Annotated in this window: 16 protein-coding genes and 1 pseudogene; 14 read left to right on the top strand and 3 right to left on the bottom strand. The window is 40.1% G+C overall.

Annotated elements, in window-relative coordinates; genetic code table 11:
- The 6 genes from ACNKXS_RS00415 to ACNKXS_RS00390 all read left to right on the top strand — a co-directional run.
- On the top strand, positions 1-877 hold an 877-nt coding region (locus ACNKXS_RS00415; protein ID WP_417919153.1), incomplete at its 5' end, for a DnaJ C-terminal domain-containing protein.
- 206 nt (positions 878-1,083) lie between these two features.
- Positions 1,084-2,013: an ABC transporter ATP-binding protein gene (locus ACNKXS_RS00410; protein WP_417919152.1), complete on the top strand. Its 930-nt coding sequence runs from the start codon at positions 1,084-1,086 to the stop codon at positions 2,011-2,013.
- Positions 2,006-3,304 carry an ABC transporter permease gene (locus ACNKXS_RS00405; RefSeq protein WP_298247575.1) on the top strand — a complete coding sequence of 433 codons (1,299 nt, stop codon included), beginning with the start codon at positions 2,006-2,008 and terminating at the stop codon, positions 3,302-3,304. Before ACNKXS_RS00410 ends, ACNKXS_RS00405 begins: the two co-directional genes overlap by 8 nt.
- 1 nt (position 3,305) lies before the next feature.
- On the top strand, positions 3,306-4,241 hold the full coding sequence (locus tag ACNKXS_RS00400; protein WP_417919151.1) for a mechanosensitive ion channel family protein: 936 nt from the start codon (positions 3,306-3,308) through the stop codon (positions 4,239-4,241).
- A complete protein-coding gene (locus ACNKXS_RS00395; protein ID WP_417919150.1) occupies positions 4,231-5,130 on the top strand; it encodes a DUF6268 family outer membrane beta-barrel protein in 900 nt (299 codons plus the stop codon). Before ACNKXS_RS00400 ends, ACNKXS_RS00395 begins: the two co-directional genes overlap by 11 nt.
- The gene (locus tag ACNKXS_RS00390; RefSeq protein WP_417919149.1) at positions 5,130-6,296 is read left to right on the top strand and encodes a sigma-54-dependent transcriptional regulator; all 1,167 of its coding nucleotides are present in this window, start codon (positions 5,130-5,132) and stop codon (positions 6,294-6,296) included. Before ACNKXS_RS00395 ends, ACNKXS_RS00390 begins: the two co-directional genes overlap by 1 nt.
- Here ACNKXS_RS00390 and ACNKXS_RS00385 read toward each other — a convergent pair.
- The gene (locus ACNKXS_RS00385; RefSeq protein ID WP_417919148.1) at positions 6,293-6,898 is read right to left on the bottom strand and encodes a hypothetical protein; all 606 of its coding nucleotides are present in this window, start codon (positions 6,896-6,898) and stop codon (positions 6,293-6,295) included. The genes ACNKXS_RS00390 and ACNKXS_RS00385 overlap by 4 nt on opposite strands.
- Before the next feature lie 78 nt (positions 6,899-6,976).
- Between ACNKXS_RS00385 and ACNKXS_RS00380 the strand changes: the two genes are divergently transcribed.
- The 5 genes from ACNKXS_RS00380 (at position 6,977) to ACNKXS_RS00360 (ending at position 11,569) form a co-directional block, all read left to right on the top strand.
- Positions 6,977-7,858: a PPK2 family polyphosphate kinase gene (locus ACNKXS_RS00380; protein WP_417919147.1), complete on the top strand. Its 882-nt coding sequence runs from the start codon at positions 6,977-6,979 to the stop codon at positions 7,856-7,858.
- A gap of 56 nt (positions 7,859-7,914) precedes the next feature.
- On the top strand, positions 7,915-9,330 hold the full coding sequence (locus ACNKXS_RS00375; protein WP_417919146.1) for a M20/M25/M40 family metallo-hydrolase: 1,416 nt from the start codon (positions 7,915-7,917) through the stop codon (positions 9,328-9,330).
- A 73-nt stretch (positions 9,331-9,403) separates the two neighbouring features.
- Positions 9,404-10,759 carry an MATE family efflux transporter gene (locus ACNKXS_RS00370; RefSeq protein WP_417919145.1) on the top strand — a complete coding sequence of 452 codons (1,356 nt, stop codon included), beginning with the start codon at positions 9,404-9,406 and terminating at the stop codon, positions 10,757-10,759.
- Positions 10,760-10,771: 12 nt separating this feature from the next.
- Positions 10,772-11,002 carry a hypothetical protein gene (locus tag ACNKXS_RS00365; RefSeq protein WP_141878458.1) on the top strand — a complete coding sequence of 77 codons (231 nt, stop codon included), beginning with the start codon at positions 10,772-10,774 and terminating at the stop codon, positions 11,000-11,002.
- Positions 11,003-11,569, top strand: a complete 567-nt coding sequence (locus ACNKXS_RS00360) for a phosphatase PAP2 family protein (protein ID WP_417919144.1) — start codon at positions 11,003-11,005, stop codon at positions 11,567-11,569.
- Here the strand turns inward: ACNKXS_RS00360 and meaB are convergent.
- Positions 11,566-12,642 (bottom strand): methylmalonyl Co-A mutase-associated GTPase MeaB, encoded by a 1,077-nt coding sequence (gene meaB, locus ACNKXS_RS00355; RefSeq protein ID WP_417919143.1) that lies wholly within the window; start codon positions 12,640-12,642, stop codon positions 11,566-11,568. The two genes, ACNKXS_RS00360 and meaB, sit on opposite strands and share 4 nt — an antisense overlap.
- Before the next feature lie 104 nt (positions 12,643-12,746).
- Between meaB and ACNKXS_RS00350 the strand changes: the two genes are divergently transcribed.
- A complete protein-coding gene (locus ACNKXS_RS00350; protein ID WP_141878455.1) occupies positions 12,747-13,175 on the top strand; it encodes an organic hydroperoxide resistance protein in 429 nt (142 codons plus the stop codon).
- Between the two features lie 2 nt (positions 13,176-13,177).
- Here the strand turns inward: ACNKXS_RS00350 and ACNKXS_RS00345 are convergent, their stop codons facing one another.
- Positions 13,178-13,777 (bottom strand): DUF2911 domain-containing protein, encoded by a 600-nt coding sequence (locus ACNKXS_RS00345; RefSeq protein ID WP_417919142.1) that lies wholly within the window; start codon positions 13,775-13,777, stop codon positions 13,178-13,180.
- 225 nt (positions 13,778-14,002) lie between these two features.
- Here ACNKXS_RS00345 and ACNKXS_RS00340 point away from each other — a divergent pair, with 225 nt between their 5' ends.
- Both ACNKXS_RS00340 and ACNKXS_RS00335 read left to right on the top strand, forming a co-directional pair.
- On the top strand, positions 14,003-14,494 hold the full coding sequence (locus ACNKXS_RS00340) for an RNA polymerase sigma factor (protein WP_417919141.1): 492 nt from the start codon (positions 14,003-14,005) through the stop codon (positions 14,492-14,494).
- Positions 14,478-14,729 (top strand): annotated as a pseudogene (locus tag ACNKXS_RS00335) (hypothetical protein); the annotation flags it as partial. The gene ACNKXS_RS00340 and the pseudogene ACNKXS_RS00335, both read left to right, overlap by 17 nt.

The following is a 14,729-nucleotide window of genomic DNA, read 5'->3' as shown; positions in this document are numbered from 1 at the left end:
TATGAATATGGATGACATATTCAGCCAGTTTGGTGATATCTTTGGCGGTGGCTTTGGTGGCGGAGGAGGTTTCTCCGGTTTTGGAGGCGGCTTTGGTGGAGGTCAGCGACGTGCAAAAGGGAGTAACCTTAGAATACGCGTGAGCCTTAACCTTGAAGAAATTGCCAACGGTTGTGAGAAGAAGATCAAAGTAAAGCGTAAAGTTCAGGCCTCAGGAACCACTTACAAAACCTGTACTACCTGTAACGGGTCAGGTCAGGTAACCAGAGTAACTAATACCATACTTGGTAGAATGCAAACTGCTTCTCCATGTACTACATGTGGTGGGTCAGGACAGATCATTGACAAGAAGCCTGATGGTGCAGATGCTCAGGGTCTTATTATGAAGGAAGAAACGGTTTCTATTAAAATTCCAGCAGGAGTTGAAGATGGAATGCAGTTAAAGGTTTCCTCAAAAGGGAACGATGCACCTGGTAATGGAATTCCCGGGGATCTACTAGTTGCGATCGAAGAGAAAGAACACCCTAGCTTACAACGAGAAGGTGATAATCTTCATTATGATCTTTATATAAGTTATTCTGAAGCAGCTCTTGGTACTTCCAAAGAGATCGATACGGTAACAGGAAAAGTGCGTATCAAGATCGAAGAAGGGGTGCAGTCAGGAAAGATTTTACGTCTTCGCGGTAAAGGTATTAGTAGTATTAATGGCTACGGAAAAGGAGATTTGTTGGTTCATGTAAATGTATGGACCCCTAAAACTTTAAATAAAGAACAGAAAGAGTTTTTCGAGAGAATGGCTAATGACGAGAACTTTCAGCCGAATCCAGAAAAAAGCGACAAATCATTTTTTGAAAAAGTGAAAGATATGTTTTCATAAAATCCAATTTTAAGAAAATTTTTATATATTTGATTATCGCTAAGTCTTTTAGCGATAATTTTTCTTTTTCATAGCAATTTTTTTCCCATCCTTAATTTATTGAGGGTGGGTTTTGTTTTTAAGGACTTTTTTGAATAATAAAATCTTCTTAATCGACTTTTTCTCTCTTGCTATTTCTATATCTTTAACATATTATAAAGAACTCTATGGATAATCTTTTGGTTGCCGAGAATGTCTACAAGCGCTTCGGAAAATTTACAGCTCTCAACGATGTTTCTCTAAGTATCCCGCGCGGAAGTATTTTTGGACTCTTAGGTCCCAATGGTGCAGGAAAAACTACCTTTCTCAGGATAATCAACCAGATCACCATGCCAGATGAAGGCAAGGTATATCTTGATGGCAAACCGTTGCATCCAGATGATATCGCTCACATTGGTTATTTGCCGGAAGAAAGAGGTCTCTACAAATCCATGAAAGTTGGAGAACAGGCGCTATACCTGGCGAGATTAAAAGGATTGAGTAAAGCTGAAGCTAAAGAACGGCTTAAATACTGGTTCGAGAAACTGGAGATAGAGGAATGGTGGGATAAAAAGATCCAGGAACTGTCTAAGGGAATGGCTCAGAAAGTACAATTTGTGATCACTGTTTTACACCGCCCAAAACTTCTAATTTTTGACGAACCCTTTAGCGGATTCGATCCTGTGAACGCGAATCTTATCAAAGACGAAATACTGCAATTGAGAGAAGAAGGAGCTACTATTCTATTCTCTACTCACCGTATGGAAAGTGTGGAAGAGCTTTGCGATTATATAGCACTAATCCACAAATCGAATAAATTACTGGATGGCCCAATCAACGAGATCAAAAAAGTATATACTTCAAACACTTTTGAAATAGGTCTGGAAACGGCAGATAAAAATGCTTTGTATGCAGACCTGCAGTCAAAATTTGAAGTTGGGCCCGCTAAGTACAAGAGTATTCAGGATGATCTTAAACTAACTATCAAGGTTGGTGCGAAGGATGATTCTAATGAGTTGCTTAGATATTTACTCAGCCGGGCGAAGGTGAACCATTTTGTGGAGGTGATTCCTTCAGTAAACGATATTTTCATTAAAACTGTGACACAGAATGCGTAATTTAAAGTTGATCATTAGCAGGGAATATCTTGCCCGGGTACGCAACAAGACCTTTATCGTAATGACATTTTTGAGTCCGCTAATATTTGTGGGAATGATCATGTTGATCGCTTATTTGAGCATGCTCAATAGTACCGATCAAAAGATCATTGGAATTCATGATGACACAGGAATTTTTGCTGAAGAATTTAAAGATGGAGAACAGGTACAGTACCTGGATCTTTCAGAAAAAGATCTTCAACTTGCCAGGACTCAGGTTCTGGAAAATGAATATTTCGGACTTATCCATATCTCTCCCCTCAATTCAATTAGCGGCAAACCAGATACGATCGAATTCTTCGGGAAAGAAACACCAGGTTTTGGAACTATAGAGAATATTGAAAAAACCATTTCAGATAAACTAACTCGTAAACAGCTTATTGATAAGGGAATAGATGTTTCAGAAATTGATAAAGCAAGAGCAGATGTTAGCGTGGATATCCAGAATTTCTCGGGTGAGAAAAGCTCGAAAATGTCTAATTATATCAAAATGTTCTTTGGTGGTGCAGCTGGTTACCTGCTTATGATGTTCATCATAATCTATGGGAATATGGTCATGCGAAGTGTGATCGAGGAGAAAACCAACAGGATCATTGAGATCATAGTATCTTCAGTAAAGCCCTTTCAGTTATTATTGGGGAAAGTTCTGGGAACCAGTCTTGCGGGACTTACCCAGTTCGTAGTTTGGGTGATCCTGGGAAGTGTACTATTATTAGGATTGTCTACTTTCTTAGGAATTGATCCTATGGCAGCACAGACACCGGCAACTATGGCGATGGAAAATGCTGGGAATCCAAAGATCAATCAGCTTGTGATCGATATCCTGAAGTTACCTTATGCCAGCCTGCTTAGTTTCTTTGTGATCTACTTTATTGGCGGATACTTTCTGTACAGTTCGGTTTATGCAGCAATTGGAGCCGCGGTAGATAGTGAAACCGATACGCAACAATTTATGTTTCCGGTTATTCTCCCTCTTATTTTAGGGATCTATGTAGGTTTCTTTTCCGTAGTGGAAAATCCGCACGGGACCGTATCGACCATATTTTCATTCATACCATTCACATCACCTATAGTAATGCTCATGCGTATCCCATTTGGTGTGCCATGGTACGAAATCTTAATTTCCATCATTATTTTAATTGGAACCAATTTCGCAGTACTTTGGTTATCGGCAAAGATTTACCGTGTGGGAATATTGATGTACGGGAAAAAACCAAGCTATAAAGAATTGTATAAGTGGCTTAAGTATTAGAATGCAGGACGATCAATCTACAAAAGAGAAAGTTACAGAAGTAATTGAGGAAGATATCTGGGGTTTGATCCAGGATTTCTGGAATGCCGGATTCAGTTATCAGATAGGAGGTGATGATGTTAAGATCACTGTTGGAATGGTCATTATTGTCATCCTGTCCTTTCTGTTGACCAGCGTTGCTTTACGATTAATTCGATCTTTTATCACCTCAAAGTTGATGGACGAAGACAAGCTTAAGTTTATAAGCGTCTTTAAATTCATCAAATACTTTGTATATCTTACGGTGATCCTGATTACTTTGAGTTCCACGGGTGTAGATGTTACTATCTTACTAACAGCTTCTGCCGCATTATTTGTTGGACTTGGTCTGGCATTACAGGAATTATTTCAGGATGTTATTGGTGGAATTTTTATCATTCTGGATAAATCACTGCTGGTTGGAGATATTATAGAAATGGATGGCCGCGTGGCACGGGTATTCGAAATTAAACTAAGAACTACCAGGGCGCTTACAAGAGATGATAAAGTAATGATCATCCCGAACCATAAGTTTATAAGCGATACAGTATTTAACTATACGCAGAATCATAAAACCACCCGGGAATCGGTTAAAGTGGGAGTTGCATATGGAAGTGATGTTGAGAAAGTTAGAACGATCCTGTTGGAATGCGCAAAGGAGCAGAAAGGTATTTTAAAGAAACCTGAGCCATTCGTTCTTTTTGAAGATTTTGGAGATTCCGCTTTAATGTTTGCTTTACACTTTTATGTGTCAGACAGTTTTGTAGACCCTAAGGTGAAGAGTGAATTGAGATTCAAGATCAATGATAAGTTTAGATTGAATAATATCACTATACCATTCCCACAGCGAGATGTACATATGTTTTATCCGCCAGGGAATAAGATCCCCAATAATCAAACTACTGAGAATGATGAATAAGTCCTGGATTTTGATCATATGTTTACTGGGTTTTTCATTTCTGAATGCCCAGACAGCTGATCTTGCCAGGATCGAATACACTTATTTTCCGCAGAAAAATTCAGATAACTCTTTCCGAAGGTTTAGAGCACAGGTAGCCTATCCAATTGCTTTAAAAAAAGATGGTGCTTACCTGGTGCCGAGCGTAGAATACAGGAATGTTAATTTCAAATTTGAAGACCCTACAGGATTTCAAACAACAGATCTGGATAGGTTCCAGTCCTTTACCGGCTCTTTGGGTTACACTTTTAAATTTGGTAATGACTGGAGATTTGGTGCTGAAGGAGGATTAAAGATCGCCTCAAATTTTTCTGAAAATACCATATTAGCAGATGATCTTATCTACACTGGTTCAGTATTCTTTGTAAGGATTAGAGATAAGGAAGAGGTGGAAATTCCGTGGAGACTTATTCTTGGGTTACGATATAGCACGACTACCGGATTTCCATTTCCATTGCCCATCGTGAGCTACTATAGAAAATGGGCAGAAAACTGGTCTTATACCGTGGGTATTCCAAAGACTAACATGAAATATCATTTTAGCGAAAACAGCGAATTACAGGCCTTTGTTACACTGGATGGATTTTTTGCGAATATTCAAAGCAATATTGATACGCAGCCTTTGGTTTTTAACGACAGGCCAAAGGCAGAAAGTATCTCCATGACAATATTACTGAGTGGTTTAGGTTATCAATATAGCATTACCGACCATTTGAAGCTATACATTTATGGCGGACATACGTTATTGAACGATATCAGGTTACGTGATGCAGATCGCGAGGATCTGTACACCATCAATGAAACAAACACATTTTACGCGAGAAGCGGAATAAAATTTACGATATTCTAATGGCAAAAATATTACTGATAGAAGACGAAGCAAGCATAAGACGAGTGCTGAACAAAATACTGAGTGAAGAAAGTAAGGATTATCATGTTACTGAAGCTGAAGATGGACTTGCAGGAATGGAACTGGTGAAAAATGAAGATTTTGACCTGATCCTTTGTGACATCAAAATGCCGAAGATGGATGGTGTGGAAGTGCTTGAAGCGACTAAAAAGATCAAGCCAGAAATCCCTGTGGTAATGATCTCTGGACATGGTGACCTCGATACCGCTGTAAATACGATGAAGGCCGGAGCATTTGATTATATTTCAAAACCACCAGATCTAAATCGTTTACTAAATACTGTTCGAAATGCCCTTGATCGAAAAGAACTGGTCGTGGAAAATACCCGGTTGAAGAAAAAGGTAAGCAAGAACTATGAAATGATCGGAGATTCTGAAGAAATCAGCAGGATCAAAGGCATGATTGAAAAGGTGGCTCATACCGATGCAAGGGTCCTTATTACCGGTCCAAATGGAACAGGAAAGGAACTTGTTGCGCACTGGTTGCACCAGAAGAGTGATCGCTCTAAAGGTCCTATGATTGAGGTGAACTGTGCCGCGATCCCTTCAGAATTGATCGAAAGTGAACTATTTGGGCATGTAAAAGGAGCTTTTACTTCAGCAAATAAAGATAGAGCCGGGAAATTTGAAGCGGCTAATAAAGGAACTATATTCCTGGATGAGATCGGGGATATGAGCATGTCTGCTCAGGCAAAAGTTTTAAGAGCCCTTCAGGAAAGTAGAATTTCAAGAGTTGGAAGTGACAAGGATATCAAGGTAGATGTAAGGGTAGTTGCCGCAACCAATAAAGACCTGAAAAAAGAGATCGAGGAAAATAATTTCAGAGAAGACCTTTACCTTCGTCTTGCTGTGATTCTCATAGAAGTTCCTGCTTTAAAAAATAGAAAAGACGATATCCCGCTTCTGGTAGAACATTTTAGTGAAAAGATCGCTACAGAACAGGGAACTAATAAGAAAGAATTCACTTCAGAAGCTATTGAATTATTAAAGCAAAGTGAATGGCGTGGAAATGTAAGAGAACTTAGAAATGTAGTGGAAAGGCTCATTATTCTTGGAGGTAAGGAAATTACCAGGGAAGATGTGGAGCTCTTCGGAAGCAGGTTCTAAGGTCTTTTGTTTCTAGGCTTTTTAGGATCATATTTAAGGAAATACATGGTGTCTCCACTTGGATGGTCCCATTCATGAAAAAGATCAAAACCAACCCGTTGGTAAACGATAGCATTCGTTCTACCGCGGGTTTCTGCGTATAATTCCAGACCGGTATCGTGTGCAGTTCTAAAGAAAACATCCTTCATTTCTTTCCCTACCTGGGTATCTGCACCTCGGTATTCCTTAAGAATTCCCCAGAACCAGCAGTATAGATATTCACCTTCCTGAGGACGTTGATTCTTAATATACTTCTGAGTCTTTAGAATGTCGAGCGCATTTTTCACTCCGGTTACATTAGCAACCAGCTTGAGTTGAGACCATAAATCCTTCCAGATATTATTGTCTTTCTTACTGGTTTTGAAAAGAATGGCGATACCCTGGCGATTTTCAGAAACTATAAGTGCATCTTTTTCAATTGCCTTATCTACCATATGCGTAGCGAGATACCTGAATCTCTTGTCACGGTTTTCATCATTTTTAACGACATCCATAGAAGAAGGGATCTCTTTTAAAAGTGTTGTGACCTTATCGATGATATCTTTTCTCTCTAATTTGTCCAAACCGAATGAATTTGTGGCGAAGATAAAAAAATTAACTTTTATAAAGATTGTATCTTTAGTGGTTCATTCAATAATCTTATGAAGAAAATAGACCATACCCAGCTCAAAGTAACCGGTAATATTAAACTGAAAGAGAAGCCTACAAAGATAGAGATGGACGCTTCAGAAGATAAAATTAAAGACGAACTTAAAGATGTTCGCAAAAAGCTTGGTGACTGGCAGGATGTGCTGTACGCGCACCATAAATATAGCGTGCTGGTTTGCCTGCAGGGAATGGATACGGCGGGAAAGGACAGTTTGATCAGGGAAGTTTTTAAAGATTTTAATAGCCGGGGAGTGGTGGTGCACAGTTTTAAAACACCTTCTCACAAGGAGCTGAAGCATGACTACTTGTGGCGACATTACCTCGCCTTGCCCGAGCGTGGTAAATTTGGGGTATTCAATAGAACTCATTACGAAAATGTGCTTGTCACAAAAGTGCATCCCGGGTATATCATGAATGAAAATATTCCTGGCATCAATAGCATTGAAGATATAGATGAAAATTTCTGGAATCAGCGTTTTAAGCAGATCCGGAATTTTGAGGAACATATCGCCCAGAATGGAACGATCATTTTTAAATTTTTCCTTCACTTATCTAAAGAAGAGCAACGTGATCGTTTATTAAGAAGGCTTAACAAACCCAGCAAGAACTGGAAATTTTCTCCGGGTGATCTCAAGGAAAGAAAACTCTGGGACAAATATCAGGATTGTTATGAAGCAGCGATCAATAAGACTTCTACTGAAAATGCTCCGTGGTACATCATCCCGGCCGACGACAAACCAACGGCAAGATACCTGGTTGCAAAGATCCTGAAAGACGAACTTTCAAAATATAAGGAAGTGCAGGAACCGGAACTTGCCCCGGAAATACTTGAAAATTTAGATCAATACAAAGAAGAATTAAATGCTGAAAAATAGCAGCTTCAGTTTTTGAACTCTTTAAATTCTTTTAATTTGCGACCAAATCCCATTTAATGAAAAAAATACTTTGTACCCTGGCGCTGTCCTTCTTCGGAATTCATTCAGCAATGATCGCCCAATCTTCAGATTCTCTAAATATCAGGAAGATCTATGATATGTCGCTGCTAAATGGAAAAAGCTATGAGTGGCTGGATCATCTTTCGAATCAAATAGGCGGGCGTTTATCTGGTTCTTTCAATGCTGAACAAGCGGTGGATTATACCAAAAAAGAACTGGAGAATTTGGGTCTGGACAAAGTGTGGTTGCAACCGGTGATGGTTCCAAAGTGGACTCGCGGAGAACGGGAATTTGCTTATGTACAAACCGGTCCTGGCGATACTCGTAATTTGAATATTACGGCTCTGGGAGGTTCCATTGCTACTGCTGAAGGTGGTACGAAAGCACAGGTGATAGAAGTACAGGGATTGGAGCAATTAAGGGAATATGGTGAGGAACAGATAAAAGGTAAGATCGTTTTCTATAACCGACCTATGCGGGCAGATCATATACTTACGTTTGAAGCTTATGGTGGTTGTGTTGACCAACGTTATTCTGGCGCAGAGGAAGCAGCAAAGTATGGAGCTGTTGGCGTTATCGTACGATCTATGAACCTTCGAATGGATGATTTGCCACACACTGGTTCCATGAGTTATGGTGATTTGACAGAAGATCAAAAGATACCGGCAGCGGCAATTTCAACGAACGATGCCGCATATTTAAGCAGTATGCTCAAGATTCAGAACGACCTGCAGGTATATTTTAAAATGAATTGCAAGAACTTTCCAGATGTGCAATCCTATAATGTAATTGGTGAAATTACAGGTTCTGAATCTCCAAATGAGATCATGGTAGTAGGTGGTCACCTTGATTCCTGGGATCTTGGAGACGGGGCTCATGATGATGGTGCAGGTGTGGTGCAATCCATGGAAGTCCTTAGATTGTTGAAGGAAACCGGGTATCAACCTAAAAAAACGCTACGTGTTGTATTGTTCATGAATGAGGAAAATGGCCTTCGCGGCGGAAACAAATACGCTGAGGTTGCAAAGGAAAAAAATGAAGATCATGTATTTGCCCTTGAAAGTGATTCGGGAGGATTTACACCAAGAGGTTTTACCTTCAACGCGACTGACTCTCAATTCAATAAAGTCCTGTCCTGGAAGCCACTTTTCGAGCCATACCTGATTCATTATTTTGAAAAGGGTAGTGGTGGAGCAGATATAGGTCCGCTGGAAGGTGGCGATACGGTGCTTGCTGGTTTGAGACCAGATTCTCAACGCTATTTCGATTATCATCATGCTGCGAATGATACTTTTGATGCAGTGAATAAAAGAGAACTGGAATTGGGTGCGGCAACGATGGCTTCCCTGGTTTATCTTGTTGATAAATACGGACTGGATTCTATATCCAATACAGCACAATTAAAGAAGTAGGAAGAGAATTATTTAAGGTCATTTCTTCAAAAGAAATTTAAAGGCTCTACCTTTGCAAACTTAAATTCGAGCTTTGCAATTATCAGCTTATACGAAAGAATTCGGTAAAAACCTGAACATCGCCTACCCGGTGATGCTCGGGCAGTTAGGGCATGTCATGGTAGGCCTTGTTGATAATTTGATGATAGGGAGATTGGGTGCCGCTCCATTGGCTGCAGTTTCCCTGGGAAATGCACTGGTTTTTATAGCAATGTCTCTGGGTATAGGCTTTAGTTTTGCTATTACTCCGCTTATTGCTGAAACCGATGGGGCTAATGATGTGGAAGGTGGTCGAAGTTATTTCCATCACGGTCTTATTCTCTGTACTCTGAATGGCTTGTTCTTATTTATCATTCTGCTTATCGCAAAACCTCTGCTGTATTATCTTGATCAACCACCTGAGGTAGTGGACCTGGCCATTCCGTATCTTAATATTGTGGCTCTTTCCATGTTGCCATTAATGGCCTTCCAGGCGTTCAAGCAATTTGCAGACGGACTCTCACAAACCAGGTATGCGATGTATGCAACCTTACTGGCGAACGTGGTGAACGTAATTTTTAATTATATACTCATCTACGGTATCTGGATCTTTCCACGGCTGGAGCTTGAAGGTGCTGCATGGGGAACCCTGATTTCAAGATTTTTTATGCTCTGGTTCGTATGGGAGATCCTTCGCAGGAAATCCAAATTTGCCGAGTACTTTAAATGGTCTAAAAAGGAAATGTTGAAATGGAGCATTTTTAAAAGATTGTTATCCCTTGGATTCCCAACAGCTTTACAAATGCTTTTTGAAGTGGCCATCTTTACCGGGACGATCATTCTGGCTGGAAACCTGGGAACGAATCCACAGGCTGCAAACCAGATCGCTCTTAACCTTGCAAGTATGACCTTTATGATCGCAGTTGGTTTGGGTGTAACGGCAACTATTAGAGTCGGAAATCAGGTAGGATTAAAAAAATACCGCGAATTAAGACGAATAGGAATATCGATCTTCCTGTTGGTTTTCCTTATTGAAGCTGTATTCGCACTCCTATTTATTCTTTTGAAAGATATTTTACCAACGTTTTATATAGATAATGCTGAAGTGATCTCACTTGCCGCACAATTGTTGGTGATAGCAGCTTTATTTCAATTGAGCGATGGCATACAGGTAGTGATACTTGGTGCTTTAAGAGGATTGCAAGACGTTAAGATCCCTACAGTATTCTGTTTTATCGCTTACTGGATCATCGGCTTTCCGGTGAGTTTTTATTACGGGCAGCCAGAAAGGCTGGGTAGTATGGGAATCTGGCTCGGCTTACTGGCCGGTTTAACGGCTTCAGCAATTATGTTATATTTCCGATTCAATTATCTAAGCCGAAAATTAATTAGAACTAAAGAAGCAAAATAAAACACATATACTATGGAATTACCAAAGTTCATATTAGGTGATAATACCGATTATCCTGAATCAATATTTGTGGTGCACACCGAATTTCCACGCTTTGTCATTGACCTTAAAGACGATGAGGTAGAATGGCTGGAAGAGTTTGACAAAGAGGATGAGAAGGAATTATCTGGTGAAATGGAAGGCATTATTAAAGATGCTTCTGAATTTTATGACCGCGAAGTAAGCAGGTACGAAGAGAACTAAATGGAGAAATTAGTAGCCCTGGACAAAGAACTTTTTCTGTATCTCAATAACCTGGGTGCAAAAGAGTGGGACTGGCTCTGGATCGCGATTAGTGATAAATGGATGGCTATTCCGTTATATGCGCTATTGCTGTATTTGATATTTAGAAAATTTGGCTGGAAGGCCACGCTGCTTACGATGGTGGTGGTAACACTGCTCATTACGGCTACAGATCAGCTGGCGAATTTGTTCAAACATGGATTTGAAAGGCCAAGACCCTGCCGGCAGGAAGGAGTCATGGAATATGCGAGGTATGTAGCAGAACGATGTGGCAGGTTTGGTTATTTCTCTGCTCATGCTGCAAATTCAACGGGTGTCGCTGTTTTCCTCGGACTTTTATTCCGAAGAACGTATCCAACAATGCTTTTATTTTTAAGTATCTGGGCTCTTGTAGTTTCGTATAGCCGGATCTACCTGGGTGTACACTATCCGGGAGATGTTATTACCGGTATTTTGATAGGAATAAGTTTTGGATTATTATTCCATGCACTAAGGAAATATCTTTTTCTGAAGTTTCTGAAGGACTAGGATAATTTCAGCAATGCCCGGGCGGCAGTGAAAGCAGTAGTTTTATTTTCTTCGATTAATCTGAGTTGCTTTTCAAGTTCTATTTTAACCTTAGGATCATTGTAGAACTGACTTTTCAGGTGATCGTTAATACTCTGAAATAACCAGAACTTATTTTGTTCCTGCCTGTTGTGTTCGAAATGACCGTTTTTGTAGGTGGAACTTTTAAATTCAGTAATCATTTCCCATACTTCGGAAATCCCTTTTTCGTATAAAGCACTAATTAACTGTACCTGCGGTTTCCACTCACTTGGTTTTGGAGGGTACAGTTGAAGCGCACGTTTAAATTCAAGTCTTGCTTCACGGGCAGCTTTCTGATTGTCGCCATCAGCTTTATTGATCACAATAGCATCTGCCATTTCAACGATGCCGCGTTTAATTCCCTGTAATTCATCACCAGCACCAGCCAGTTTTAGAAGTAAAAAGAAGTCGGTCATACTATGAACTGTCGTTTCACTTTGTCCAACACCAACAGTTTCAATAAGAATGACATCAAAGCCTGCTGCTTCACAAAGCAGAATGCTCTCCCTGGTTTTTCGAGCGACACCTCCTAAAGAATCCCCACTTGGCGAAGGACGAATAAAGGCATTTTTTTGAGTGACCAGTTTCTCCATACGTGTTTTATCTCCCAGGATACTTCCGTGAGATACGGAACTACTGGGATCCACTGCCAGGACCGCAACTTTTTTTCCCTGTTCAATAAGATAGGAGCCAAAACTTTCGATGAAAGTACTTTTTCCAACTCCGGGAACTCCGGTAATTCCAACGCGAATCGATTTCTTGGCGTGAGGCAATGCTCCTTCCACGATCGCTTCAGCCATTTCTTTATGCTTCAGTTGATTGCTTTCCACCAGAGTAATACTTCTACCCAAAGCAGTCTTGTTACCTTCCAGCAAATCTTTCAGCAAAGATTTTTCCGAAGATTTATTGCGGCGGGAATCTCTTATTCTTTGGGCAGATTCAGCACTAACATTTCCTGAGGAATTATTGCTTTGAGATTCGCTTAGCGCAGACTTATGCTGATGTTCGTTCAAAATGAAGCGGTAATTTTTATGAGAAAATTATGACTAGCTTTTTCAGGCATCTTTAAATGCTTGGTATATTGGAGAAAACTAAATTACTTAAATTATTTTACGCAATGAAGAATTTGTATAAAACTACAGTCACTACTCAGGGAGGTCGTAATGGGCATACTCGTAGTGAAGATGGTATACTGGATATGGAATTGAGAAAACCTAAAAGCCTGGGTGGTGAAGGTGGAGACTATTCTAACCCGGAACAATTATTTGCAGCGGGATATTCCGCTTGTTATGGTAGTGCTTTGGAGCATGTTGCCAAACAACACAAGATCGATCTTGGAGATTATAGTGTTACAGCTACAGTAAAACTGGGTCAGACAGATTCTGGAAATCTTCAACTTTCTGCGATTCTGGATACTTACATTCCGGGAGTTGATGTAGAAACTGGTGAAAAGCTGGTAAATGAAGCTCACGAAGTTTGTCCTTATTCTAGAGCAACCAGAGATAACATTGATGTTACTCTAAACCTGATGCTGGACGAGGATTAATATCATCCAGATATAATAGCATTAGTTGAGGCGCCTGTAGGCGTCTCTTCTTTTTTTATAGGGATCTCTATTTTAACCTGATCCCAAACAAGTTCCATGGAAACAAAGTCGCCGGCTTCTTCAAAGGAAATAGTGAATTGCTCGGTAATTCCAGCAGATTTCTCAACTGGTCTCTCCAGTATCAAAGCATCAAATTGTGGATCTCTATAAGCCTTCTTATCCATGTCTATTCCCCATGGATACATTTGATCGTTAAAGATCACTTTCCAGCTATTCTGCTTCGGAATGCTCCAGAGCGTATATTTTCCAGCCTTCAGAAGACTTCCATCCACGAGAATATCTGAAGTGGTTTCAAAAGTTGTTGCTTCGTTAGCGCCGGTTCGCCAGACTTCATTATAAGGTACAAGTTCACCAAAGATCTCACGATCTTTCCTGTAAGGCCGGTTGTAAAAGACCTCCAGTTCTATCCCGTTCTGCTTATAGGTAGCAACATCCTCAGGGCTATGGGCTTTCGTGGTATATCTCATTATAAGCATGGTAAGTAAACCAGCGGCGATCAATCCTCCGGCAATACTCAAGCCTGTTTTTAATTTACTGTTCATTTTCTAGCATTTTTTAAAACATATCCAATAAACCTGCCATAAGGTTTACTTAAGCTAATTGCTTTAAATGTAAGAATATAGAGCGATTGTAAAATAAATTTCGGAATTTTTGCAACGCGGACATTTATGGTTCGTCTTTAGAATGAACTAACCCATCAAATACCAATTAAATTGATACAGCATAAGCTAATAGAAGCTTGCCAAAACAACAGCCGTAGGGCGCAGTTGAAGCTGTACAACAAATATTGTGACGGGATGTACTATGTGGCGTTGAGATTTATGAAGGATACGATGGAGGCCGAGGATGCCATGCAGGAAGCATTTATTAAAGCTTTCGCTAAGATACATCAATTCAATGGCGAGGTCACTTTTGGTGCCTGGTTGAAGAAGATCGTGATCAATAAATGTCTGGACAAACTCAAGGCAAGAAAAATGGAACTGGTAGCCATAAATGAGCAAACACTTGGCACCGTAGAAGAAGAGAATGACTGGCAGATAGATGACGGGATTGGGATAGAAGAAGTAAAATTGAAAATGCAGGAGCTACCCGAAAAATACAGGTATCCTTTAATGTTGTTTTTAGTAGAAGGTTACGATCATGAAGAAATAAGCGAAATCCTGGATATTACCCAGGTGGCATCCAGAACTCTGGTGCATAGAGGAAAAAAGAAATTGCAGGAAGAATTAAAATACTTAAATCATGGGACAGGATATTAGGAAGATGTTTCAGGAGAAGCCGGAACAGGAAGAATACAAACTTCAGTCAGGGCACCAGCAACGTTTTGAAGATCGATTGAATAGGGCTATGCCAGTGGAGAAAAAGAAGAACAATTTTCATTTCCTTCAGATAGCCGCAGGACTTATGATCGCTCTGGCTGTGGGAGCATTCTTATACTTCAGCAATAACGAAGCTGAAACAGTGAACTCACCGCAGATAGTGGAAACTCCTTCC

The sequence above is a fragment of the Christiangramia marina genome, from assembly GCF_048285865.1.
GTDB classification, from domain to species: domain Bacteria; phylum Bacteroidota; class Bacteroidia; order Flavobacteriales; family Flavobacteriaceae; genus Christiangramia; species Christiangramia marina.
The sequence above is the reverse complement of the archived record's forward strand: the minus strand, read 5'-3'. Positions and strand labels throughout refer to the sequence as shown.

Bases quoted from the DNA above. Each gene is read 5' to 3' on its own strand.
- ACNKXS_RS00410 (WP_417919152.1), top strand. From the start codon at position 1,084: ATGGATAATCTTTTGGTTGCCGAGAATGTCTACAAGCGCTTCGGAAAA.
- ACNKXS_RS00405 (WP_298247575.1), top strand. From the start codon at position 2,006: ATGCGTAATTTAAAGTTGATCATTAGCAGGGAATATCTTGCCCGGGTA.
- ACNKXS_RS00400 (WP_417919151.1), top strand. From the start codon at position 3,306: ATGCAGGACGATCAATCTACAAAAGAGAAAGTTACAGAAGTAATTGAG.
- ACNKXS_RS00395 (WP_417919150.1), top strand. From the start codon at position 4,231: ATGATGAATAAGTCCTGGATTTTGATCATATGTTTACTGGGTTTTTCA.
- ACNKXS_RS00390 (WP_417919149.1), top strand. From the start codon at position 5,130: ATGGCAAAAATATTACTGATAGAAGACGAAGCAAGCATAAGACGAGTG.
- ACNKXS_RS00380 (WP_417919147.1), top strand. From the start codon at position 6,977: ATGAAGAAAATAGACCATACCCAGCTCAAAGTAACCGGTAATATTAAA.
- ACNKXS_RS00375 (WP_417919146.1), top strand. From the start codon at position 7,915: ATGAAAAAAATACTTTGTACCCTGGCGCTGTCCTTCTTCGGAATTCAT.
- ACNKXS_RS00365 (WP_141878458.1), top strand. From the start codon at position 10,772: ATGGAATTACCAAAGTTCATATTAGGTGATAATACCGATTATCCTGAA.
- ACNKXS_RS00360 (WP_417919144.1), top strand. From the start codon at position 11,003: ATGGAGAAATTAGTAGCCCTGGACAAAGAACTTTTTCTGTATCTCAAT.
- ACNKXS_RS00350 (WP_141878455.1), top strand. From the start codon at position 12,747: ATGAAGAATTTGTATAAAACTACAGTCACTACTCAGGGAGGTCGTAAT.
- ACNKXS_RS00345 (WP_417919142.1), bottom strand. From the start codon at position 13,777: ATGAACAGTAAATTAAAAACAGGCTTGAGTATTGCCGGAGGATTGATC.